This is a genomic window from Collinsella sp. LCP21S3_A9, from assembly GCF_052118785.1.
GTDB lineage: Bacteria > Actinomycetota > Coriobacteriia > Coriobacteriales > Coriobacteriaceae > Collinsella.
Window position 1 is genome coordinate 19590 of record NZ_JBQKGN010000008.1, and the last position, 22461, is coordinate 42050.

Here is a 22461-nt window from a genome sequence, read left to right on the forward strand (position 1 = left end):
ACCTAGAAAAACGCTACTCAGCGATGGTGACGCCCATGGAACGGGCGGTACCGGCGATGATCTTCTTGGCGGCGTCAATGTCGTTGGCATTGAGGTCCGGCATCTTGATCTCGGCGATCTTGGTGAGCTGCTCCTGAGAGAGCTGGCCAACCTTGTCGGCCTGGGGCTTAGCGGAACCAGACTTGAGGTTCAGCTCCTTCTTGATGAGGTGAGCCGCCGGCGGAGTCTTGGTGATGAAGGAGAAGGACTTATCCTCGTAGACAGAAATCTCAACGGGGATAATGTCGCCCTTCTTGTCCTGCGTCTCGGCGTTAAAGGCCTGGCAGAACTGCATGATGTTCACGCCAGCAGCGCCCAGGGCGGGGCCGACGGGAGGAGCGGGGTTAGCGGCACCAGCAGGAATCTGGAGCTTAATGACGTTGGCAACCTTCTTCTCAGCCATGGTCATTCCTTTCGAATCACGAGTGTGAAGTACTTGCTATATCGTAAGCACGCACGTGTTAGAAGCACTCCTGAGATGAGCAGTCACAGAAGAAGCACGCTCGCGCGAACGGACGAAAACTTAAGCGATGACAGCGACCTGGTTAAAGTCGAGCTCGACCGGCGTCTCGCGGCCAAAGATCATCAGCGTGACCTTGAGCTTGCCTGCCTCGGCGTTAACCTCGGAGACCTTGCCATCAAAGTCGGTAAGCGGGCCATCGGTGACGCGGACGGACGTACCGACCTCAATATCAACCGACGTACGCTTGGGCGAATCGCCCTTACCGGGACGACGAGTCATCTTATTGTACTCGTCGCGGGAAAGCGGAGCGGGCTTGCCGTTGCCGCCCAGGAAACCGGTGACGCCGGGCGTGTTGCGAACACACGTCCATGCATCGTCATCCATCTCCATGCGAACCAGGACATAACCCGGGAAGATCTTAGAATCCTTGGTCTCGCGCTTGCCACCCTCTTTGATCTCGGTGACGCGCTCCATAGGAATCTCAATATCAAAGATACGATCCTGCATGCCCATGGTCTCGATGCGATGCTCGAGATCGGACTTAACGCGGTTCTCGTATCCAGAGTAAGTGTGGACGACGTACCAACGCTTAGACATGGTTTAGCCCCTCAATCCAGAGAACAGAGCAAGAGCCTCGCCAAAGCCAGCATCGAGCAGAGCGATGACGACGCCGACGACGATCAGAGAAGCGCAAACGACGACCGAGTAGTTCACGAGCTCCTTCTTATCGGGCCACGTGACACGCTTCATCTCGGACTTCACCGAAGCAAAATACTTCTTGGTGCGGGCGAAGAAACCGGGCTTCTCGTTCTTCTTGGACTTCGCAGCCTTCTCGCTCTTCTTGGCAACGGCCTTCTTGGCCTCAACTTTGGAGTTGGCGGCAGCTTTGTTGGCAGGCGCCTGCTGCTGTGCCTTCTTCTTGTTCTTCTTGTTGGCCATTTGGGTTACCTCCGCGCAATGCGCTTATACATGAGTAAACCGTAAGCCCCCAAATGGGAGCTTACGGAATAATGACTGGCACGCCAGGAAGGACTCGAACCCTCAACACTCGGTTTTGGAGACCGATGCTCTACCAATTGAACTACTGGCGTATGTGACTAGAGACTAGCGAGTCTCTTTGTGCAGCGTATGGTGACGGCACCAGGGGCAATACTTCTTGATCTCCATACGATCAGGCATGTTCGCCTTGTTCTTAGTGGTCGTATAGTTGCGGCGCTTGCACTCAGTGCACGCAAGAGTAACTAGAGTACGCATGTATCCTGAACCTTTCATATCCGCCCCGTACGGGCACGAGTTGGTACTTTATCAGCTCTACGTAAGTGCTGTCAACGAAAACCTCGAATCAATTGGTTCTCGGTAGATCCATTCATATTTGGAACACATCAATGGAGCCAACGAGATCTAATCGATTCCTCACGCTCAACTTAAGAGCGAGCTAAGCGTAATCATCAGGCAAAAAGACCCACGTAGAAAAGAACCCGGCACCCATATAAGTGCCGGGTTCTCTAAGTCAGCTGTATCAGAGAGCTAATTTACTCAATGATCGTGGAGACGATGCCCGAACCGACGGTGTGGCCACCCTCGCGGATAGCGAAGCGCAGGCCCTCCTCCATAGCGATCGGGTGAATGAGGTCGCCCTCGATGGTGATGTGGTCACCAGGCATAGCCATCTCGGTGCCCTCGGGGAGCTTGACCGTACCGGTAACGTCGGTGGTACGGAAGTAGAACTGAGGACGATAACCATCGAAGAACGGGGTGTGACGGCCGCCCTCCTCCTTGGTCAGAACGTAGATCTCACCGGTGAACTTGGTGTGCGGGGTAACCGAACCGGGCTTGCAGAGAACCTGGCCGCGCTCGATGTCCTCGCGCTTGATGCCGCGGAGCAGCAGACCGACGTTGTCGCCAGCCTCGCAGAAGTCCATGGACTTACGGAACATCTCGATACCGGTAACGACGGTGTTCTGGGTATCCTTGATGCCGACGATCTCGACGGGCTCGTTGAGCTTGAGCTCACCGCGCTCGACACGGCCGGTAGCAACGGTACCACGGCCGGAGATGGTCATAACGTCCTCAACGGCCATCAGGAACGGGAGGTCGTTGTCACGAGCAGGCGTCGGGATGTACTCGTCGACGGCAGACATGAGCTCGCGAATGGCGTCCATCCACTTGGCGTCGCCCTCGAGAGCGCCCAGAGCGGAACCACGGATGACGGGGATGTCGTCGCCGGGGAATTCGTACTCGGAAAGGAGCTCACGGGTCTCCATCTCGACGAGGTCGATGAGCTCGTCATCGTCGACCATGTCGCACTTGTTCAGGAAGACGACGATGTAGGGAACGCCGACCTGACGGGCGAGCAGGATGTGCTCGCGGGTCTGAGCCATGGGGCCGTCGGTAGCGGCGATGACCAGGATAGCGCCGTCCATCTGAGCAGCACCGGAGATCATGTTCTTGACGTAGTCAGCGTGGCCCGGGCAGTCAACGTGAGCGTAGTGACGGGCAGCAGTCTCGTACTCGACGTGGGAGACGGAGATCGTAATGCCGCGCTCGCGCTCCTCGGGAGCCTTGTCGATGTTCTCGAACGCAGTGAAGTCAGCCTTGCAGCCCTCGGTCTCGGAGAGAACCTTGGTGATGGCAGCGGTCAGCGTGGTCTTGCCGTGGTCAACGTGACCAATGGTGCCGATGTTAACATGCGGCTTAGTGCGCTCAAACTTCTCTTTGGCCATAAAGCCCTCCTCTAAACAGGTCGTCCCCGGACGGGACTATGCCTTTATACCATAGTGGCCTCTCAACATACTATTGAGAAGCCACCGTGTTACCTATGGTAGCGGTGACTGGATTCGAACCAGTGACGCCACGGGTATGAACCGTGTGCTCTAACCAACTGAGCTACACCGCCGGATGGAGCCTGCAACCAGACTTGAACTGGTGACCTCTTCGTTACCAACGAAGTGCTCTACCGACTGAGCTATACAGGCACTTGACGGGTGGGAGCTATAGGATTCGAACCTATGTAGGCAGAGCCAACGGGTTTACAGCCCGTCCCCATTAACCACTCGGGCAAACTCCCAATCGTTCAAGTATCCGCAGGTTCTTTGGTCTTTTGGGCCTCCGCCCCCGCGAACGAAAAAGATAATACGATGCAACCTTGGGGGCTGTCAACGAAAACCTCTAAATACACGGTACCGGGCGTATCTATATACCTTTGACCTGCGGTTTTGCTGAATTTAGATATGAAGGACGGCGGATTTGGCTGCGCTGACGACATTTCCCAAGGGAACACTTTGGTGTGGTGGAGTACGCTTGCGGTATCGACTTTCGATAACGATCCTCGTGCGTCCGAATATCCTCGCTCAACCAGGATGGCTGGGACCGGTCCGGCCTTTGTCTCGATCTGTAACATTTAGAGAACATTTTCTCCCCTATTTGTTACAGATCGAGATGTTTCCCTGGCGGTTTCCCATTTATCTAAATCTGTAACAACAAGAACGGTTTTCCTTCCCTATTTGTTACAGATTGAGACACTTCTCAGCTCGACCCCAGATTGTCTAAATCTGTAACAGCTGGGAGCTGAATGCTCGTCCTCGTGTTACAGATCGAGACAAACCTGAAGCTTGGTGGGAGTCAAACCCGCTTATATATCGACATAAATAGAAACGGGCCCTGTCCCACTAGGGAACAGAGCCCGAAACTCTCATGGAGCCAGTGACAGGAATCGAACCCGCAACCCACTGATTACAAATCAGTTGCGCTACCGTTGCGCCACACTGGCACACTTGGCGCTTTCGCGCGAAGCCAATTAAGAATAAAGGAATTGCGGACGGGGCGCAACAGGCCCTTTGATCGACCATATCTCAAAACTATTCGTCAGAACGAATAGTTTTATCTGTTCGCCAGAACCAAAAACTATTCGTTTTGGCGATGTCAAGCCGCAACCCATTGATTACAAACCAGTTGGTTGATCAATCGAGAAAGCAGCTCCCCATAGAAGGTTTACCTACCTCCCGCGCAGGGCCTTGAGCTTGGCCAGTGCCTCGGGGCTCAGGCGACTGCCCAGAGTCATCTTGATCTGCGGAGCCTCCTCTGCCTCGCGGACGTCGTTATCGATCTGTTTGATCTCGTCCACCAGCATGCGGCTCGAGATACGCGTAACGCCCTTGCCCATGACGACGGCTTGAATTGTGCCGTCACTCGATACCACGGAGCACGCGCGGCCTTCCTCGCGCGCCTCAATGCAGAGCTTTTGTACCACGGTATCGGCCGATACGCCCGTCGGCGAAAACTCGATGCGCACGCCGCGAGCCGGCAGGTTGGGGCGCTCGCTAGAGATATTGCCAGCGCCGTCAAACACAATCACGGCCTCGTAGCGGCCCTGGGCAAAGGCGGCGACGTCGTTGATAAGGGCGGTGCGCGCCATATCGTGAACGTCGCTGGAATACGGATCGTCGGAATGGTCGTACACGAGCTTTTCGTAGCGCGGCGTGCAGTGGATCACATTGTAGCCGTCGACCACTAACAGCTCGGGCTTATTGGAGTGCACCGTGGAGACCGGGTCGGCAATAGCCTGCGCAAACGCATTGCCGCCCACGCCGTAGGTCGCGGCCGAGACAATCGGCTTGGCCGAGCCTTCGCCAAAGCGCTTGGCCTTAGACTTGGCGCGGTTCTTCTTGGACATGCGCTACTCCTCCCCCATGAGCTCGCCGGCGTTGCGACGTAGCCACTCAAAGCACAGTGCCGTCGTTGCCTGGGCAACGTTGAGGCTCTCGGTCATGCCACGCTGAGGAAGCTTGGTCAAAAAGTCGCATTTCTCGAGTACCAGGCGCGAGATGCCGTCGCCCTCGGAGCCCATGACAAGCGCCACGCGGCCCTCGAAGGGAGCATCCCAGCAACTGCCCTCGGCGTGCTCGGAGGCACCGCCCACCCAAAAGCCAGCGGCCTTAAGATCGTCGAGTGCACGAGCGATATTGGGGACCTGTGCGATAGGCAGATGCATGACGGCGCCGGCGGAGGTCTTGTAGCTACCAACGGTCACGCCGGCAGCGCGCTTGTTGGCAATAATGACGCCCGCCGCGCCCACGACCTCGGCGGAGCGCACGATGGCGCCAAAGTTACCGTCGTCGGTCACGTGGTCGAGCACCACGACAAGTGCCGGACCCTCGCCTGCACGGTCGAGGATATCGGCGACATCCGCATAAGGGAAGTTGCCCACCTCGAGCGCAATGCCCTGGTGAGCGCCGTGGCTCGACAGCGCATCGAGCTGCGCGCGCGGCACGTACTTAATGCGGACACACGCGGCGTTGAGGTCATCGACCAGACGAGACAGGGCGGCATCGCGCTCCCCGCCCTCGGCAATGAGCGCGCACTTGATGGGAAAACCGGTGCGCAGCGCCTCGACGGCAGCACGACGACCTTCGATAAACTCGCCCTTGGGAGCCTGGACAGCGTCGCGGTTGCGATCGCGCTGCGGACGCGCAGCTTGGGTGCGATCGCGCTGGCCCTTGGAAGCGGCAGCGCGGTCATTTCGGCGAATCGAACGCGAGCCAGAAGCGGCCTGCTTGCCGCCACGAGGCGCACGCTTGCGATTGTCGGCCATAGGACGGCCTCCTAAATACAACTATCAAACGAAACAAATAGACCGACCGCCCGAGGTGCGGCAGATTGCCTTGAAAGAGGAGGGCATAGACCTTGGGGCCATGCCCGACGATTGAAAGGCAAGGTGCCGTGGCTCGTGCGGTCGGGTGCTTGGGAAACCCGCAGGGGTTAGAGGGATTTGATACGGGTGCCGGCAGCGGTATCTTCAATCGTCAGGCCCAGGTCCTTGAGCTGATCGCGGATGGCGTCTGCCAAGTCCCAGTTCTTGGCGGCACGGGCCTCGGCGCGAGCCTCGAGAATCTTGGCAGCGGCCTCGTCCACGTCGTCACCAGTGTAGGCAACCAAGCCAGCAGCAACGCCCAAAAGGCCCAGCGGCAGCTCGACCTTGGGCTCGGGAAGCTCAACGCCAAACGTATCGAGCAGCTCGACCAGCGTATCGGCGGCAGCAAGAGCCGCGGCCTTGTCGGCAGCGTCGCCCGCCTGCTCCAGATACTGATTGCACTCGGTGACAAAACCAAAGACGGCGCCCATGGCACCGGCGGTGTTAAAGTCGTCGTCCATGCACTCCTTAAAGGCGGCACGGGTCTCGGCAGCCTTGGCGGCAAACGCCTCAGATGCTGCCTCATCGGCATCGGCCGTCGCATGGTTCGCGGCCCAGCGCAGGTTCTCGACCGTACCGGCGATACGCGTGAGCGAATTCTCGGCACCCTCCAGGCGCTCCCAGGAGAAGTCGAGCGGCGAGCGATAGCTCGTCTGCAGCATCAGCAGGCGCAGGGCGGCAGCGGAGTGCTGCTCGAGCACCTCGGCCAGCGTAAAGAAGTTACCAAGCGACTTGGACATCTTCTCGCCGTCGACCAGCAGCATGCCCGTGTGCATCCAGGTGTTGGAGAAGCCCTGGTGCCAGGCGCAGGCAGCCTGGGCGCACTCGTTCTCGTGATGCGGGAAGGCAAGGTCGGAGCCACCGCCGTGAATGTCGATCGGGGTACCCAGGTAGCGGTGCACCATGGCGGCGCACTCGGTGTGCCAACCGGGACGGCCCTCGCCCCAGGGGCTCGGCCAGCTGGGCTCGCCGGGCTTGGCGGCCTTCCACAGGGCAAAGTCGAGCGGGTCGTTCTTGTCCTCGTTCTCCTCGATGCGCGCACCCACCATGAGGTCGTCGATGTTGCGGCCCGAGACCTGCCCGTAGTTGGGATCGCTGCGCACGGAAAAGTACACGTCGCCGTTATCGGCGGCGTAAGCGTGGCCTTGCTCGATGAGCGCCTTGATCATGGCAATCATGGGGCCGATCTCCTTGGTGGCGCGGGGGCGCACATCGGGATCGAGCACGTTGGCAGCGCGCATGACGCCAATAAACTTATCCGAGAACTCCGTCGCGACCTCGGCGGCCGTACGGCCCTGCTCGTTGGCACGCTTGATGATCTTGTCGTCGACATCGGTAAGGTTCTGGGCGAACGTGACCTCGTAGCCGCTCGCGATGAGCCAGCGTCGAATCACATCGAAGCTGATGAACGTGCGGGCGTTGCCGATGTGGATGTTGTCGTAAACCGTGGGTCCGCACACGTACATACGGACCTTGCCGGGCTCGATGGGCTGGAACTCTTCCTTTTTATGGGTAGCGCTGTTGTAGATACGCATTCGTTACTCCTTAACGGTTTTCTGTAGCAGGCAGACGGCCCAGGCGCCAATTCCCTCGCCTTGACCTTCCCAACCGAGCTTTTCGGTCGTGGTGGCGGCGACGCCCACGTTTTCGACGTCAACGCCCAGGGCATGGGCCAAGTTGGCACGCATGGCATCGCGGTGCGGGGTGATCTTAGGCTGCTGGCAGGCAATGGTGCAGTCGGCATCGACAAACTCAAAGCCCAGCTCGCGCGCATAGTCCATTACGCGGGCAAGCAACACCATCGAGTCGGCACCCTCGTAGGCGGGGTCGGTGTCGGGGAACAGCTTGCCAATGTCTCCCCCGCGGCAGGCGCCCAGAATAGCGTCGGCCAGCGCGTGCGCGAGCACATCGGCATCCGAGTGGCCCAGCAGGCCGCGCTCGTAGGGAATGTCGACCCCGCCGATGATACATCGACGCCCCTCCACCAAACGGTGGACGTCGTAGCCGTGGCCAATGCGCAGGTTACTGAACATGGGGAAGGTCCTCTCTCTCGGCCATCCGCCCGAGCAAAATTGCGGTTACGGGACGCAAGTCCTCGGGCACCGTCACCTTAAGGTTGTCGCGCGGGCTCTGGACGCAGTGGACGCGCCCACCCATGCGCTCGACCAGTGACGAATCGTCCGTACCGATAAAGCCCTCGGCAATCGCCGCGGCATGGGCGCGTTTCATGGCGTCGACACTAAAGATCTGCGGCGTCTGCGCGGCCCAATAGAGTTCGCGTGGCGGCGTCTCGACGATGTTGTCCCCATCGACGATCTTGAGCGTGTCGATCGCGGGCTGGCCACACACGACACCGTCGAGCGAGCGGTCACTCACGAGCACGTCGATAGCGTGATCGATGGCCTCGGTAGTAATGAGCGGACGAGCGCCGTCGTGAATGGCGACGTATTCAAAGCCTGCCGGCACCGCATGCACGCCGGCACGAGTGGAGTCCTGGCGGGTATCGCCGGCATCGGCGAAGCTGATGGGCGTGTTATACGAATACGGGCTGATGGCCAGGCGGCGCATCTCGGCACGGCGCTCGGCAGGGCAAACCACGACGATGTGGCCGACCTTATCGCTACGGTCAAACGCGCGGATGGACCAGCTCATAAGCGGACGGCCCGCTACATTGACGAGCTGCTTGCCACCGGGATTACCAAAGCGCTGGCCGCTGCCACCGGCAACGACCACGGCGCATACGGGCGCCATTATGCGTTCCCCTGTTTGGTGCCCTTCATGCGGTACAGGGAGTCCGCAAGAATGGCAGGGTTGTTAACGCCAAAGTCGCCCAGGCGCTCAGGATCCTTGCTGATGTCGTCCATGAGCTCCTGCAGCGAGCCATACTCGTCGACGATCTTCTCGGCCACGCCGTCGCGCACGACGGACACGCGCGAAAGCGTGCGCAGGCCCAGCGGCGTCATGACGGAGTCCTCGTCCAAGTCGTCGTAGCCCAGAACCGCCGCCACATGCTGCGGGTCGGACAAGTCCTTGGGCGTCATGCGGCTAAGCTCGGCACGGATCTTCTCGGCGTTTGCCTCGGAGGAATCGCTTGCGTAGTCGCGAATCATCAAGTCGTACTCGGTATCCATGCTGGAGCCGGCGAGCTGCTCGAGCTGCATCTGCACGAGCTTGCCCTGGTTGCCCAGCTTGACAATGCAATCCTTAAGCTCGGTCTTTGCCTGCTGCATGATCTCGAAACTCGAGAAAATGCCGGTGATGTCGGCGAGCGTGACGTAGTCGTCCAGCTCGAGGGCCGTCAGACGCAGCAGGGAGCGGTCGAGCGACTGACGGGTGGTCTGAAGCGTAGCGACGAGCTGGTTGACCGAGCTCATGATGGTGGTGACGGGCTGAATCTCATAGCTCTTGCCGTGCACATACACGTTGACGACGGCACGACGGGCCGAGACCGAGATCACGATGGCGTCGGTGAGCACCGACATGCGAGCGGCAGTACGGTGACGCATGCCCGTCTCGCTCGTGGCGAGCGAGGGGTCGGGATTGAGGTGGAAATTGGCGCGCAGAATCTGGGTAAGGTCGCCGTCGATGACGATGGCGCCGTCCATCTTGGAAAGCTCGAACAGGCGGTTCGAGGTAAACGAAATGTTGAGCGGGAAGCCGTCGTTACCGGCAGCGAGCACGTTTTCGGTGTCGCCGACGCAGATAAGCGCGCCCAGGTGACCGGCGATGATCATGTCAAGGGCGGTGCGGATCGGCTGACCAGGTGCCGTCAGGCGGATGGCCTGTTCCATACGCTTTTGCAGCTCGTTCTTATCCAAGGCATCGCTCCCATCGTATACGCTCCATAAACGTCAATAAGTTTCTCACGGTTTGCCCCTGTGACGCCCGCAAATTCCGATGCTTACAGAATGAGCGAACACCGCTTAGGTAGCTCATTTGGGACGGGGCTCTTTTGGCTGCTCATGTGGTAGCATCGGGTCTCATATAAATGAGGGAGTGGTCGTGTAATCGGGTTCGCCCGGAGAGAGGGAGCCAGACTATGGGACTCGCAGAGCTCGTGTTGCTCGCCGTTGGCCTTTCGATGGACGCCTTTGCCGTTTCCATCTGCAAGGGTCTCGGCATGAAAAAGGTCAACCTTAAAGTCGCCGTTGTGCTCGGCCTGTTCTTTGGCGGCTTTCAGGCCGGCATGCCCGTAATCGGTTGGGCACTCGGCGGCCAGTTCATGGGCATCATCGGTCCCATTGACCATTGGATTGCCTTTATCCTTTTGGCCTTTATCGGCGGCAAGATGCTGTGGGAAGCCTTTACTGAAGACGAGGATGAGGACGAAGGCGACGGCAAGGATGCCGAAAAGATCGACCTGGGCGAGTACCTAATCCTTGCCATCGCCACCTCGATTGACGCGCTCGCCGTGGGCATCTCGTTTGCCGCGCTCTCGGTCGATATCGTGCCCTCTGTATCACTTATCGGCGTCACAACGTTTATCTTCTCCGTCGCCGGCGTAGCGATCGGCCACACCTTTGGCGCGCGCTACGAAAAACCCGCCACCATCGTGGGTGGCGTCGTACTCGTCCTCATCGGGCTTAAGATCCTACTTGAGCACCTTGGGATCCTCGCACTGTAACGAATAACGGCCGCCCGGCATTACGCCAGGCGGCCGTTTTCATAGCCAGCCGTTTTAGAGCGGCTTAACCAAGGCGACCTTTACGCGGCAAGGCGCTTGAGGACGTCGATGAGCAGCTCGTAGAAGCGCTCGGCAGAAGCGAGCTCCATGCTCTCGTCCGGGGTGTGGACATCGGAGAGCGTCGGGCCCACGGCGATGGCGTCCAGGCCGTGCAGGGCCTCGGCAAACAGGCCGCACTCAAGGCCGGCGTGAATGGACTCGATGCGCAGCTCGGAGCCAAAGAGCTCGCGATAGCTCTCGATAAAGACGTCGCGGACCGGCGAATGCTCGGCATAGCTCCAGCCGGGATACTCGAACTCAAACTTGGCGTCGAAGCCCAAGACATCGGCCAGCGTCTGCAGGCGGTCCTTGAACTCGTTCTGCAGCGAGGTGATCGAGGAGCGCGGGGACAGCATGATCTTGACCTCGTCGTCAGAAGTGGCAACCACACCGATGTTGGAGGAAACCTCGACGGAGCCGTCGGTAGCAACGTTGCGGCGGATCACGCCATTGGGGGCAAGACGCAGGGCGCGGATGAGGGCAAGCGCGGACTTCTCGTCCATGGCCTCGACCTCGGCGTCGTCGGCAATCTCGACAGTGCAGGTAAAGCCGGGGTCGAAGACCTCGAGCTCGGCAGCGACGTCGGCGATAATGCCCTTTGCGATCTGGGCCGCGGCCTCGGCGGCAGCGTGGTCGGCGTAGACCAGAACAGCCTTGCACTCACGGTTGATGGCGTTGTCCTTGGTGCCGCCGTTAAAGCTAACGATGGCGGGCTCGCCGGCAACCATCAGGCGGTCGATGATGCGGGCCATGATGAGGTTGCCGTTGCCGCGCTCCAGGTGGATATCGCTGCCGGAGTGACCGCCCAGCAGGCCGGAGATGTCGAACGTGAGGGTACTACCGGTCTTGTGCTCGCGCGCGATCGGGCAGGTGTAGGTAACGACGACGCCGCCGGCGCAGCTGACGGTGGCAACGCCCTCTTCCTCGGAGTCAAGGTTGATCATGGTGCGGGCGCTAATCTGGGACTTGTCGAGCGTCTCGGCGCCGACCAGGCCAGTCTCCTCGTCGGTGGTGAATACGCACTCGAGGGCGGGGTGAACGATCGAATCGTCATCGAGAACAGTGAGCATCAGAGCGACGGCGATACCGTTGTCGGCGCCCAGCGTGGTGCCGTTAGCGGTGAGAACGCCGTCCTTGACGAGCAGGTCGATACCATCGGTCGTAAAGTCGTGCTCAACGGAGCCCAATTTGTCGCACACCATATCGATGTGGCCCTGCAGCATCACGGTCGGGGCATTCTCGGCACCGGCAGATGCGGGCTTGCGAATGATGACGTTGTAGACCTCGTCCTGATACACATCGAGGCCGCGCTCCTTGGCAAACGCAACCAGGAAATCGCTGATGCCCTTCTCGTTGCCAGACCCACGGGGGATCGCGCTGACCTCCTCAAAGAAATGGAACAGCTGGGCGGGCTCATAGCCGGTGATCTTGTAGTCCATGGTGCCTCCTTGGCGCAACTGGTTAGACAATAAGACATGCGCCTTGTATATTCCCAGACTTCGTTTGCATAAACCAGTCGAAAACGCCGAGCGCTCTCGCATCATCGGCTAACGGCGGAGAAACGCCACTTTATTAAGATAAAGCAGGTAGACGGACCGCGCCGAAGGGACGTTGGACCCTTCAACCAACCTCAACGCTTGATCAACGCTTATGCATACGCCGTTGGTATGTTTAATGAGCTTTACTTTGAACGAGGGGCCTTTCCAACAGAAAAAAGGGCGCTCCTTTGGAACGCCCTCGTGGACACAAGGTTTTGTTACGCCCTACAGCGCGCCGGAACCGGCTTGCATCATGCCGCCGGGGCCCGAGCTTACGCCACTGCTCACAGGCGCGGCGTTTCCGGTGTGCGGCGCTTCCGGAGCGGTATCGCCCCCAAGCGCACCTGCCGGACGCGGCGCTGGGATCTCGCCCGTACCGTGGCTAAAGACGAACTTGCCGTCGGCCACGTCGCACATGACGGTATCGCCACTACCCCACTCGCCGGCCAGCAGCTCCTCGGACAGCGGATCCTCGATGAGCTTTTGGATGGCGCGGCGCAGCGGACGTGCGCCGTTGGTGAGGTCGGTACCCTCGGCTACGATCTTGTCGTAGGCCGCATCGGTGAGTTTGATGTTCATGCCGTTGGCAATCAGGCGCTGGCGCAGGTCGTCCACCAGCAGGTGAGCGATCTTGGTCAGGTTCTCGCCCGAAAGCTTCTGAAACACCACGATGTCATCGATACGGTTGAGCAGCTCGGGGCGGAACAGGCGCTTGAGTTCGCCCATCGCACGGCCCTTAATCTCGCTCGAGGTAAGACCCTGCTCACCGGTGGTGCCAAAGCCAACGCTCGCATCCTGCGCAATCTCGCGGGCGCCCACGTTGGACGTCATGATGATCACGGTGTTGCGGAAATCGACCGTCTTGCCCTGGCTATCGGTCAGGCGACCCTCCTCAAGCACCTGCAGCAAGATGTTGAAGATATCGGGGTGCGCCTTCTCGATCTCGTCGAACAGCACGACCGAGTACGGGTGACGGCGAACGGCCTTGGTGAGCTGACCGCCCTCGTCGTGGCCCACGTAGCCCGGGGGGCTACCGATAAGCTTGGAGACCTCGAACTCGCTGCCAAACTCCGACATGTCGAAGCTGATGAGCGCGTCCTTGCTGCCAAAGAGATACTCGGCGAGCGTCTTGGCGAGCTCGGTCTTGCCTGTGCCGGTAGGACCCAAGAAGATAAAGCTGCCGCCGGGACGACGCGGGTCCTTGAGCGGCGAGCGGCTGCGGCGCACTGCCTTGGCCACGGCCTCGACAGCTTCATCCTGGCCGATAATGCGGGTCTTGAGCACGCTTTCGGTCTGCAACAGACGACGGCTTTCGCTCTCGGTGAGCGAAGACACCGGCACGCCCGAGGTCACGGACACGATGTCGGCAACCTGGGCGACATCGATGGTGAGCGGGCTGGCGTCGAGCTCGGCCGTCCAAGCTGCCTTGGCCTCGGCGAGCTCAATCTCGGCAGCCTTCTGCTGCTCGGTAATCTCGGCGGCCTTGTTCATGTCGTCGCCCTCGGTGGCCTCCTGCGCGGCAGCCTTGAGCTCCTCCACGCGATGCTCGGCCTCGCGCACCGGCTCAGGCGCACGGTTGGCGGCAATGCGGGCGCGGGCGCCGGCCTCGTCGATGAGGTCGATGGCCTTATCGGGCAGGAAGCGATCCTGGATGTAGCGGTTGGAGAGGTTCGCGGCGGCCTCGATGGCACCCTGCGTATAGCGCACGTGGTGGTGCTCCTCGTAGCGTGGCTTGAGCGCGGTCAGGATCTTGACCGTGTCCTCGACGCTTGGCTCCTCAACATCGATGGTCTGGAAGCGGCGCTCGAAGGCCGGGTCCTTGGTGAGGTACTTGCGGAACTCCTCGGCCGTGGTGGCACCGATGATCTGGAAAGCGCCGCGCGCGAGCACGGGCTTGAGCATGGAGCTTGCATCGATGGATCCCTCGGCAGAACCGGCACCGATGATGGTGTGCATCTCGTCGATAAACAGGATGACGTCGTCGGCTTCGGTTGCCTCCTGGATCACGTTCTTGAGACGCTCCTCAAACTCACCGCGATATTTGGCACCCGCGACAAGACCCGGCAGGTCGAGCGTCCAGATGTTCTGGTTCATAAGGTTCTCGGGCACGTTGCCGGCAGCGATCTGCTGCGCCAGGCCCTCGACGATGGCCGTCTTGCCCACGCCGGGGTCACCCAAGATAAGCGGGTTGTTCTTGGTGCGGCGCGAAAGGATCTCCATCATGCGCTGGACTTCCTTTTCGCGACCGATCACCGGGTCGAGCTCGCCGTCGCGCGCCTTCTGCGTAAGGTTGGTGGCGAACTGCTTGAGCGTGTCGGTGCCGCTCCCCTTTTGCTGCGAGGCGTCCGAGCCGCTAAAGAACGGCAGGCCTGTACCGGGACGCCCGGCACCGGCACCGGCGAGCGGGCGCTTCTTGTCTTGATCCTTGGCGGTAAGCTTCTCGATGGCTTTTTTAATGGAAGCGGACGAAACACCCAGGCGCATGAGAATGTCCATGGCCATGCCGTTGCCCTCTTCGACGATACCGATGAGCAGGTGCTCGGTCGACACATAGGTCTGGTTGTTCTCGCGCGCCACGCGGAAGGAACGCTCCATCACGCTGATGACGAGCGGCGTAAAGGCGAGCTTAGCGGCCTCGGTCTCCTCGCTGGGCTCGGGAACGGTGGTCTGGACCTCCTTGAGCGTGTCCATGATGTCATCGTAGGAGATATCGAGTGAGCGCAGTGCCTCGGCGGCAATGCCCTCGTCCTCCTTGGCGAGCGCGAGCAGCAGATGCTCGGTACCCACCTTATTTGAGTGAAGATCGAGCGCCTCCTGCTTGGCCATGGACATGACCTTGCGCGCGCGATCGGTAAAACGGTCCAACATGCTAGTTCCTCTTAGACGAGCTAGTTTTTCAAACGCAAAGCGCCACTCGTGGCGGCGCTTTGGTCTCTTTACCCATATGGAGTATATGTTAACCGCTGTGGCCTTTTCCGCGTGCAGCCATACGACAACGTCTACAAAAAAGGAATCGCCGGGTGCGGCGGGCGCTCTAGGTTAGAGGCTCTTGCCTAGCAGGCGGGCTCAGCGTCCATACTCTCGGCAACGTCATCGGCGACATCGGCAGCGGGAGCGCCCGGCATACGTACGAGCTCCATATGCTGCTCTTCAAAGACGGTTCCCATGGGGAAGGCATGGCGGAAGATAAAGCGAGCAACCCCGGCGTGACCAGGAATTTAAAAGCGAAACCCTTGGCAAGGGGGCTGGCAACAAATCAGTCGCAGCACATGGCAAAAATGTAGGCAACGGGGAAGCCGAGCCACGCGGCGGCAATGGCCTCGCCGTTGATGGCCCCATGCTGCAGGGCAACGTTGTAGATGCTCATCCAGAGCACCATGCACAAGCACATGATAAAGGTAAACAGCAGGCTCTCTCGTTTATTGATAGGCATAAAGGGCAAAATTCTTTCTGTGTTACGCCGTGGTGCACAACAAATACGGGCGGGCGAGATGGAGCTACTGGGACTTCATCTCGCCCGCCCGTGGTACGTGCGTCTGCGACTACTTATGTGGTGGAACTACCCTAACACGAACAGCACACGCTTCGTAAGCGTTGAGTTTATGAAGATGCAGGGCACCGATAATCCCCCGACCCCATAAGTTGCAGTGGAATACGGACTGTTTTGACCCTTTAAGCAGCAATTCAGTCCCTATTTCACCGCAACTCATTTGGTGCAAAGTAACCTGTCCCCCCTTGTACCAATTAGCTGGTGTGGCGCCAGCGAGGGTCGGTGAGCGTACGCGCCACACCCAGCCCAACGGGCAGAAACGCTACGATGAGCACTGCGCGCACAAACCAGCCGAGCATATTGACTGTGTCGAAGGTGCACATGTAATACATAGAGCGATAGAGATACAGGCCGGGCACCATAATGACAATCGAAGGCACCGTGAGGGCGATGCGCGGGTAGGTGAGCTTGACTTCGGCCAAGCTTGCCAGCAGACCCGATACCAGCGCGCCGATAAACGCTGCTGCCTCGGGAGGCATTCCCGTGCTGAGGCCCAGGAAGGGAATCATCGTCGGCGCATCGACAAGGGTCAGACGCAGGGTATTTGACACGGCGCCGATCAACCCAGCTGCCGCGGCCATCTTTACCGGGCTGTTGAACATCACCGAGAAGCCGAATACGCCAACGAAGCTCATCACCACGCGCAGGAGCGTAAGGGCAAGCGGCGAAAGGCCCAATGGGGCAAAGTCGTCCGGCGCCAGTCCCACACACTCGGCAACCATCCAACCTACGAGGGTCGCCATCACAATAATCGACACAGCATACGAAAGACGCTCGATACCGCTTCGCATGTCGAGCTTAGCGATGTCGAGACCTGCCGTAATGAGCGGAAAGCCAGGAATCACAAAGAGCATGGCGCCGATATAGCCTTCTTGGTGCGACATTGCACCCGGAACAACCTGGGCGAGGCCGAGCAATGCCAGCAAATATGAGATACAGGCCAGTGCGACACCGAGCGTCAAAGCGCTGAACTGACCAAGGCCTTGCTTGAGAATATGGGAGCGGGCAAAGTTGCCGACACCCGCGCCCACGAACGCGCATGCCATCTCAATGGGACCGCCACCAAGTAAAAAGACAAAGGCGCCACAGGCGCAGGCTGCCGCAAGGCCCTGTTGCCAAGGCGCGTAATCAGGTTTTGAACTCTCAACGGTCTTGAGCATCTCGTGATACTCGTGCACCGTGAAGCGACGACCATAGGTCTCGATTTCCTTGAGGAAACTCTCCATCATCCAAATGCGATGGGTGTTGACGCCGGTTGTCGGCAGACTGACGACCTCGTTAAAGCAGTGGCCATCTTCGATGCAAGTACACTCAAACGACAGGAGACTTAAGTCAACATGGATGGTGACACCGAGTACGGCGGCGACTCGATTCATGGTATCGCGTACGCGCCAGGCACCCGTTCCACTCGCGAGCATAAGCATACCGGTGCGGCAGACGATGGATGATTTATCGGTGAGCGGCGCATCGACGGCAAGTTCATCGCCTGCCGTCACGATCTGGTGCCAGTCAGTTTTCATATGGAGCGCGCCGGCACGAACGCCGTGGTGCATGGGGGCTCTCGAAAGCAGCGAGTTAAGGCGCGAAGACTGTGGGGACTCCGTTGATTCGTCCTCAACCTCATCAGTCTCTTCATCGACCAGATCAAAGGAATCAAGCGGCGCTGGCTCGCGACGGTCGATCAGCTCCTCGTCCTCATCATCAAAGTAATTGAACTGATCGAGCATGTCCTCTTCGATTGCGCGCTCGCTCGCATCGTCCATCCCGGTGCTCCCTTCCTATCGACTAACCCCCATCCTAGACAGCGACGGCTAAAGGAAACATAAAAGAGACGGCTGTCATGCGAGCCATGCGTGCAATAGCCATTGGGTAGTCGTTTAAGAACGTCCCCAACGACTACTCCGGCAACGCCGATGTTTTGGCAACGACAGCGAGCGACGTCCAGGGCGAACAAGTTGGCATGAAAAAGGCAAGGCATAGACCTTCTGGTCATGCCTTGCCTTTTGAATGACAAATTGTCGCCCTGGGCGGCGCGCAGCGTCGGCTGGTCCGCCGTTCGGTAGAACGGCGGAACCAATTAGTACATCTTTGCGCCGGCGGGAATGGAGGCGTCGAGCTGGATCAGGTTGAGGCGCTCCTCGCCCTCCTCCTCGTGGATGGCACTGATGAGCATGCCGCAGCTGGGGATGCCCATCATCTTGCGCGGTGGCAGGTTGGTGATGGCAAGCAGGGTCTTGCCGACCAGGTCCTCGGGCTCATAGTATTCGTGGATGCCGGAGAGGATGGTGCGGTCGGCACCGGTACCGTCGTCGAGCGTAAAGTTCAGCAGCTTCTTGGACTTCTTGACGGCCTCGCATGCCTTGACCTTCACAGCGCGGAAATCGCTCTTGGAGAAGGTATCGAAATCGACGAACTCCTCAAACAGCGGCTCAACGGCGATCTTGGAGTAATCGAGCGTGGGCTTAAGCGACTTAACGAACGGGCTCGCGGCGTTGCCGGCCTCTGCAGCCTTGGCGGCAGCGGCACCGGACTGGAAACCCTTCTCGGGCTTCATGTGCGGGAACAGCAGGACATCGCGGATGGAAGCCTGGTTGGTGAGCAGCATGACCACGCGGTCGATACCGATGCCAATGCCACCCGCGGGAGGCATACCGTACTCGAGGGCGCGCACGTAGTCCTCGTCATACTCCATGGCCTCATCGTCGCCGCCGGCCTTCTCGGCCATCTGGGCGGCAAAGCGCTCAGCCTGGTCGACCGGGTCGTTGAGCTCGGAGAATGCGTTGGCGTACTCGTGGCCGGCGATGACCAGCTCAAAGCGGTGGGTCAGACGCGGGTCGTCCTCAAAACGCTTGGCGAGCGGGCTGACCTCGATGGGGTAATCGCACACGAAGGTCGGGTTGACGATGGTGTCCTCGCCCAGCTCATCGTAAATCTCGGCGATGATCTTGCCGGCAGTCCACTCGGGCTTGATCTCCAGGCCCTTCTCGCGCGCGGCGGCAGCAAGCTCCTCGACAGGCGTGTCGATGGTGACCTTCTTGCCGAGCACGTCAGAGACAATATCAGTCATGGGGCGGCTTGCCCACTCACCGGAAAGATCGATGGTCTGGCCCTGGTACTCGATGACCTCGGGGTTGCCGATGGCCTTGTTGGCAGCCTTGATGACGCCCTGGGCGAGCGCCTTCATACCCTCGAGATCGGAGAAGGCACGGTAGGCCTCCATCGTGGTGAACTCGGGGTTGTGGGTGAGGTCCATGCCCTCGTTACGGAAGATACGACCGATCTCGAAGACGCGCTCAAAGCCACCGACGATGCAGCGCTTGAGGTGCAGCTCGGTAGCAATGCGCAGGTAGCACTCCTGATCGAGAGCGTTAAAGTGCGTGATGAACGGCTTAGCCGTAGCGCCACCCTGAATGGTCTGCAGAATGGGAGTCTCGACCTCCATGTAGCCGTCGGACTCCATAAATCGACGGAAGGTGGAGAGGATCTGCGAGCGCTTGCGGAAGGTCTCGCGGACATCGTCGTTGGCGATCAGGTCGACATAGCGCTGACGATAGCGGGTCTCCTTGTCGGAGAGACCGTGGAACTTCTCGGGCAGCGGGCGAACGGCCTTGGAGAGCAGGGTCGCGCTCTTAGGGGCGACGGAGAGCTGGCCGCGCTGAGTGCGCACAACCACACCGGTCACACCCAGGATATCGCCAAGGTCGAGGGCCTTGAGCGTATTCCAGGCTGCCTCATCCATGTCGTTGATGCGGCAGAACAGCTGAATCTCGGCCGTTGCGTCGCGCACGACGATGAACATGATCTTGCCCTGACCACGCTTGGCGACCACGCGGCCGCCGATCTTCACGACGTCCTCGGTGTCTTCGCCATCGGCAAGATCGGCATACTTAGCCTCGATGTCGGCAACGTAGTCCTCGATCTCGGAGTGCTCGGGATAGGGGTTCTGGCCCGCCTCGAACAGGGCGGCGCGCTTGGCCAGGCGCGTGGCGCGCTCGTCGTTGAGCGTCGATGCCTGCTCGGCGGCGTTCTGGTTCTCTGCCATAAGTTAGCTCCTCAAACTAAAACGCTCCCCAGGATTCGGTCCCAGGGAGCGAAAACATACCTTTACGCGGGACCGTGGTCTAGCGTGCGATCTTGGCGATGGTGTAGACGCGAGTCTTGCCGGAAGGCGTAACGACCTCGACGGAGTCGCCCTCGCCGTGGCCGATGATGGCGTGGCCGACCGGGGACTCGTTGGAGATCTTGTGCTCGAGCGAGTTGGTCTCGGTGGTACCGACGAGCGTGACTTCCATGACCTCACCGTTGGGATCAATCAGCGAAACGGTGGAACCGATGGAGACGGTCAGATCGCCCGTGGTGGCAGCAACCTGAGCGTTGGCGAGAATAGCCTGAATCTCGGCAATGCGAGCAGCATTCTGAGCCTGCTTGTCCTTGGCGGCATCGTACTCGGAGTTCTCCGAAAGGTCGCCAAACGCGCGGGCTTCCTTGATGTCCTCGACGATCTCCTTGGCGTAATCGCCCTCACGCCAAGCGAGCTCCTCGACGAGCTTCTGGCGGCCCTCAGCGGTCAGTACGATCTGGCTTGCGTCCATACGGATATCTCCCCAACTATGATGTAACAATCAACTGTCAACATAACGAAAAAGACCGGCTAGCCTGCGGGCAAGCCGGTCAGGTGCTCACCCCAAAGGGATGGGACTACTCTGCGTCCGCGTCGCCGTCCTCTGCCTTCTTTTTCTTGGCGGCGGCGAGCTGGGCCTCGAGCTCTGCGATCTTCTTGTCCTCCTCGGACTCCTCGACCACAACGTCCTCGGCCTGCTTGGTCTCGTCCTTATCGTCGCCCTCCATACCCTCGCGGATATTCTTGACGGTAGAGCCGAGGGACTTGCCGAGCTTCGGCAGGTTCTTGGGCCCGAAGATAATCAGGACAACGACGAGAATAATGATGAGCTCAGGAGCCCTCAGTCCAAACATGTAGACCTCCACAAAACAGCGAGACAAGCTCGAATGAGTATACCGCGGGTATCGCGGTATCACAACAATAGCTAAAAAAAGGGACCGCAAGAAGCGGTCCCTCCTCATGCTCTGGTCGGGTTGACTGGATTTGAACCAGCGACCCCTGCGTCCCGAACGCAGTGCTCTACCAAACTGAGCCACAACCCGTTAGCTCGACTATAGTAACAAAGTTTTTCGCCGCGTGCTAGAGAAATTTTTATTTCTTTGGCGCGTCGATTTGTACCGTGTTGGGAATAAGCTCAGTCGCGCAGGACCACCAGCCATTTTGCTGGGCGGCGTCGGCAAGCCTTTCGGCCGTGGCGGCGGTGTCGCAAATGGCAAACGAGCAGGCACCCGACCCGCACACGTCCACGGCAACGGTTCCCTCCTGTTCGCTCAGCCAGTCGAGAACCGCCTGGATCTGCGGCTCCATCAAAGCAGAAATGACGCCCAAGTTGTTATGGATGAGCGAATACGCCATCTTCGCATCACTCACGCTAAGAGCCGATACAATGGCACCGGACGCAGTCGCGGGCACCGGGGCCTCGTCAAAACGTCGATAGGCCTCAATTGTCGAAACGCTCGCCTCCCGCGGCTTGACCAGCACAACGGGCGTCACAGGAAGCGCGGGGTACTCAGTTGCCAGAACGTCTCCCCCACCCACGTAGAATGCGGGGCTCGTATGCAAAAAGAACGGCACGTCGGCGCCGATGCCACGCGCAATCTCATCCAGCGCAGGATCAGTGCGGTCGATGCCCCACAGCTCAGCCAGGGCAACGATAACCGCCGCGGCATCCGTCGAGGGGCCGCCCAGGCCGGCGCACAGCGGGATGCGCTTCTCAATCGTCACGCACACGTTTGCCTCGCGCCCGAAATGATCGGCCATGGCGACGGCGGCGCGGTAGGCAGTATTCTTTTGCATGGGAAAATCTGATGCCGGAACCGTCTGGACGGTCAACGCCTGCGCCGGCGTGACCGTCACGGTATCGGCTAGGCCGACAGCTGCCATCAGGGAATCGACTTTGTGGTAGCCGCGGGTATCGCGCTCGGTATGAACCCCCAGGTAGAGGTTAATCTTTGCCGGCGCAGTAAGGATGAGGGACCGATCGGTCACCGTTAATGCTCCTCGAGCTGGTTGCCGAGCGGAGTAAAGATGTGCTCGCCGCTCTCGGGGTCGAACAGTTCAACCTGACCGGTAAGGACGTCGATGTACTGGTAGGACTGACGCGACTTGCGGCCGCGGCGCTCGTCAACCTCGACGATAAAGACAGCCGGGTGGACGCTCTTGATGGTACCCATGCGCTCGACAACGCGGGTACGGCCCATGTTGGCCTTCACCTTGACGCGATCGCCCACCATATCGGTCAGCTTCTCGTGGATGTCGTCGACGTAATTGACTTCCATCTCTTCCATGAACAGGGCCTCCAGAAGGTGCAATTCAAAAAGGGGATAATACCCCTAAGA

The 22461-nt window shown here is 59.6% G+C and carries 21 protein-coding genes and 6 tRNA genes; 1 reads left to right on the forward strand and 26 read right to left on the reverse strand.

Features of this window, described 5'->3' with window-relative positions; all coding sequences use genetic code 11:
• Positions 1-13: 13 nt before the first annotated feature.
• From rplK to disA, 16 genes are all read right to left on the reverse strand, one after another.
• Positions 14-442, reverse strand: a complete 429-nt coding sequence (rplK, locus tag ACTQ05_RS04820; protein ID WP_022093893.1) for a 50S ribosomal protein L11 — start codon at positions 440-442, stop codon at positions 14-16.
• Between the two features lie 120 nt (positions 443-562).
• Positions 563-1099, reverse strand: a complete 537-nt coding sequence (gene nusG / locus ACTQ05_RS04825) for a transcription termination/antitermination protein NusG (protein ID WP_427718370.1) — start codon at positions 1097-1099, stop codon at positions 563-565.
• 3 nt (positions 1100-1102) lie between these two features.
• Complete coding sequence (secE, locus tag ACTQ05_RS04830; RefSeq protein WP_154514754.1) at positions 1103-1441, reverse strand: preprotein translocase subunit SecE; 339 nt, start codon at positions 1439-1441, stop codon at positions 1103-1105.
• A 76-nt stretch (positions 1442-1517) separates the two neighbouring features.
• Positions 1518-1593 (reverse strand) — tRNA-Trp (locus ACTQ05_RS04835).
• Between the two features lie 13 nt (positions 1594-1606).
• Positions 1607-1774 (reverse strand): 50S ribosomal protein L33, encoded by a 168-nt coding sequence (gene rpmG, locus ACTQ05_RS04840; RefSeq protein ID WP_427795067.1) that lies wholly within the window; start codon positions 1772-1774, stop codon positions 1607-1609.
• Between the two features lie 260 nt (positions 1775-2034).
• Complete coding sequence (gene tuf / locus ACTQ05_RS04845; RefSeq protein WP_154514756.1) at positions 2035-3225, reverse strand: elongation factor Tu; 1191 nt, start codon at positions 3223-3225, stop codon at positions 2035-2037.
• Between the two features lie 96 nt (positions 3226-3321).
• A tRNA-Met gene (locus ACTQ05_RS04850) sits at positions 3322-3398 on the reverse strand.
• Positions 3399-3401: 3 nt separating this feature from the next.
• Positions 3402-3477 (reverse strand) — tRNA-Thr (locus ACTQ05_RS04855).
• A 10-nt stretch (positions 3478-3487) separates the two neighbouring features.
• Positions 3488-3569 (reverse strand) — tRNA-Tyr (locus ACTQ05_RS04860).
• A gap of 627 nt (positions 3570-4196) precedes the next feature.
• Positions 4197-4271 (reverse strand) — tRNA-Thr (locus ACTQ05_RS04865).
• A gap of 225 nt (positions 4272-4496) precedes the next feature.
• A complete protein-coding gene (locus ACTQ05_RS04870) occupies positions 4497-5174 on the reverse strand; it encodes an NYN domain-containing protein (protein ID WP_154514764.1) in 678 nt (225 codons plus the stop codon).
• A 3-nt stretch (positions 5175-5177) separates the two neighbouring features.
• A complete protein-coding gene (gene rlmB, locus ACTQ05_RS04875; RefSeq protein ID WP_441538151.1) occupies positions 5178-6092 on the reverse strand; it encodes a 23S rRNA (guanosine(2251)-2'-O)-methyltransferase RlmB in 915 nt (304 codons plus the stop codon).
• 167 nt (positions 6093-6259) lie between these two features.
• Positions 6260-7726, reverse strand: coding sequence for a cysteine--tRNA ligase (cysS, locus tag ACTQ05_RS04880; RefSeq protein ID WP_154514768.1), 1467 nt, complete (start codon positions 7724-7726; stop codon positions 6260-6262).
• Between the two features lie 3 nt (positions 7727-7729).
• Entirely contained in the window at positions 7730-8224 is a 495-nt protein-coding gene (gene ispF / locus ACTQ05_RS04885) for a 2-C-methyl-D-erythritol 2,4-cyclodiphosphate synthase (protein ID WP_006234975.1), read from the reverse strand.
• Positions 8214-8942 carry a 2-C-methyl-D-erythritol 4-phosphate cytidylyltransferase gene (gene ispD / locus ACTQ05_RS04890; RefSeq protein WP_441538154.1) on the reverse strand — a complete coding sequence of 243 codons (729 nt, stop codon included), beginning with the start codon at positions 8940-8942 and terminating at the stop codon, positions 8214-8216. Before ispD ends, ispF begins: the two co-directional genes overlap by 11 nt.
• Complete coding sequence (gene disA, locus ACTQ05_RS04895) at positions 8942-9982, reverse strand: DNA integrity scanning diadenylate cyclase DisA (RefSeq protein WP_370450554.1); 1041 nt, start codon at positions 9980-9982, stop codon at positions 8942-8944. The genes ispD and disA overlap by 1 nt, the downstream gene beginning before the upstream one ends.
• Positions 9983-10230: 248 nt before the next feature.
• Between disA and ACTQ05_RS04900 the strand changes: the two genes are divergently transcribed.
• Positions 10231-10815, forward strand: a complete 585-nt coding sequence (locus ACTQ05_RS04900) for a manganese efflux pump MntP (RefSeq protein WP_441538156.1) — start codon at positions 10231-10233, stop codon at positions 10813-10815.
• 80 nt (positions 10816-10895) lie between these two features.
• Here the strand turns inward: ACTQ05_RS04900 and ACTQ05_RS04905 are convergent, their stop codons facing one another.
• The 10 genes from ACTQ05_RS04905 to ACTQ05_RS04950 all read right to left on the reverse strand — a co-directional run bounded on the left by ACTQ05_RS04905 (position 10896) and on the right by ACTQ05_RS04950 (position 22410).
• Entirely contained in the window at positions 10896-12353 is a 1458-nt protein-coding gene (locus tag ACTQ05_RS04905) for an aminoacyl-histidine dipeptidase (RefSeq protein WP_441538158.1), read from the reverse strand.
• A gap of 324 nt (positions 12354-12677) precedes the next feature.
• Complete coding sequence (locus ACTQ05_RS04910; RefSeq protein ID WP_441535963.1) at positions 12678-15320, reverse strand: ATP-dependent Clp protease ATP-binding subunit; 2643 nt, start codon at positions 15318-15320, stop codon at positions 12678-12680.
• A gap of 388 nt (positions 15321-15708) precedes the next feature.
• Entirely contained in the window at positions 15709-15885 is a 177-nt protein-coding gene (locus ACTQ05_RS04915) for a hypothetical protein (RefSeq protein WP_441538160.1), read from the reverse strand.
• 311 nt (positions 15886-16196) lie between these two features.
• Positions 16197-17765: a threonine/serine ThrE exporter family protein gene (locus tag ACTQ05_RS04920; RefSeq protein WP_441032103.1), complete on the reverse strand. Its 1569-nt coding sequence runs from the start codon at positions 17763-17765 to the stop codon at positions 16197-16199.
• 314 nt (positions 17766-18079) lie between these two features.
• A complete protein-coding gene (gene lysS / locus ACTQ05_RS04925) occupies positions 18080-20044 on the reverse strand; it encodes a lysine--tRNA ligase (RefSeq protein ID WP_154514782.1) in 1965 nt (654 codons plus the stop codon).
• Positions 20045-20123: 79 nt separating this feature from the next.
• Entirely contained in the window at positions 20124-20594 is a 471-nt protein-coding gene (greA, locus tag ACTQ05_RS04930) for a transcription elongation factor GreA (protein ID WP_006234960.1), read from the reverse strand.
• A gap of 106 nt (positions 20595-20700) precedes the next feature.
• Positions 20701-20976 carry a twin-arginine translocase TatA/TatE family subunit gene (tatA, locus tag ACTQ05_RS04935; protein WP_195838497.1) on the reverse strand — a complete coding sequence of 92 codons (276 nt, stop codon included), beginning with the start codon at positions 20974-20976 and terminating at the stop codon, positions 20701-20703.
• Positions 20977-21088: 112 nt separating this feature from the next.
• Positions 21089-21165, reverse strand: a tRNA-Pro gene (locus tag ACTQ05_RS04940).
• Between the two features lie 49 nt (positions 21166-21214).
• Complete coding sequence (gene ispE, locus ACTQ05_RS04945) at positions 21215-22111, reverse strand: 4-(cytidine 5'-diphospho)-2-C-methyl-D-erythritol kinase (RefSeq protein ID WP_441067650.1); 897 nt, start codon at positions 22109-22111, stop codon at positions 21215-21217.
• Between the two features lie 2 nt (positions 22112-22113).
• Complete coding sequence (locus ACTQ05_RS04950) at positions 22114-22410, reverse strand: Veg family protein (RefSeq protein WP_118206416.1); 297 nt, start codon at positions 22408-22410, stop codon at positions 22114-22116.
• Between the last annotated feature and the right edge of the window lie 51 nt (positions 22411-22461).

Bases quoted from the DNA above. Each gene is read 5' to 3' on its own strand.
- greA (WP_006234960.1), bottom strand. From the start codon at position 20,594: ATGGACGCAAGCCAGATCGTACTGACCGCTGAGGGCCGCCAGAAGCTC.
- secE (WP_154514754.1), bottom strand. From the start codon at position 1,441: ATGGCCAACAAGAAGAACAAGAAGAAGGCACAGCAGCAGGCGCCTGCC.
- ispD (WP_441538154.1), bottom strand. From the start codon at position 8,942: ATGGCGCCCGTATGCGCCGTGGTCGTTGCCGGTGGCAGCGGCCAGCGC.
- rpmG (WP_427795067.1), bottom strand. From the start codon at position 1,774: ATGAAAGGTTCAGGATACATGCGTACTCTAGTTACTCTTGCGTGCACT.
- cysS (WP_154514768.1), bottom strand. From the start codon at position 7,726: ATGCGTATCTACAACAGCGCTACCCATAAAAAGGAAGAGTTCCAGCCC.
- tuf (WP_154514756.1), bottom strand. From the start codon at position 3,225: ATGGCCAAAGAGAAGTTTGAGCGCACTAAGCCGCATGTTAACATCGGC.
- ACTQ05_RS04920 (WP_441032103.1), bottom strand. From the start codon at position 17,765: ATGGACGATGCGAGCGAGCGCGCAATCGAAGAGGACATGCTCGATCAG.
- ACTQ05_RS04905 (WP_441538158.1), bottom strand. From the start codon at position 12,353: ATGGACTACAAGATCACCGGCTATGAGCCCGCCCAGCTGTTCCATTTC.
- nusG (WP_427718370.1), bottom strand. From the start codon at position 1,099: ATGTCTAAGCGTTGGTACGTCGTCCACACTTACTCTGGATACGAGAAC.
- ACTQ05_RS04915 (WP_441538160.1), bottom strand. From the start codon at position 15,885: ATGCCTATCAATAAACGAGAGAGCCTGCTGTTTACCTTTATCATGTGC.
- lysS (WP_154514782.1), bottom strand. From the start codon at position 20,044: ATGGCAGAGAACCAGAACGCCGCCGAGCAGGCATCGACGCTCAACGAC.
- disA (WP_370450554.1), bottom strand. From the start codon at position 9,982: ATGGAACAGGCCATCCGCCTGACGGCACCTGGTCAGCCGATCCGCACC.
- ACTQ05_RS04910 (WP_441535963.1), bottom strand. From the start codon at position 15,320: ATGTTGGACCGTTTTACCGATCGCGCGCGCAAGGTCATGTCCATGGCC.
- rlmB (WP_441538151.1), bottom strand. From the start codon at position 6,092: ATGGCCGACAATCGCAAGCGTGCGCCTCGTGGCGGCAAGCAGGCCGCT.
- ACTQ05_RS04870 (WP_154514764.1), bottom strand. From the start codon at position 5,174: ATGTCCAAGAAGAACCGCGCCAAGTCTAAGGCCAAGCGCTTTGGCGAA.
- ACTQ05_RS04950 (WP_118206416.1), bottom strand. From the start codon at position 22,410: ATGGAAGAGATGGAAGTCAATTACGTCGACGACATCCACGAGAAGCTG.
- rplK (WP_022093893.1), bottom strand. From the start codon at position 442: ATGGCTGAGAAGAAGGTTGCCAACGTCATTAAGCTCCAGATTCCTGCT.
- tatA (WP_195838497.1), bottom strand. From the start codon at position 20,976: ATGTTTGGACTGAGGGCTCCTGAGCTCATCATTATTCTCGTCGTTGTC.
- ispF (WP_006234975.1), bottom strand. From the start codon at position 8,224: ATGTTCAGTAACCTGCGCATTGGCCACGGCTACGACGTCCACCGTTTG.
- ACTQ05_RS04900 (WP_441538156.1), top strand. From the start codon at position 10,231: ATGGGACTCGCAGAGCTCGTGTTGCTCGCCGTTGGCCTTTCGATGGAC.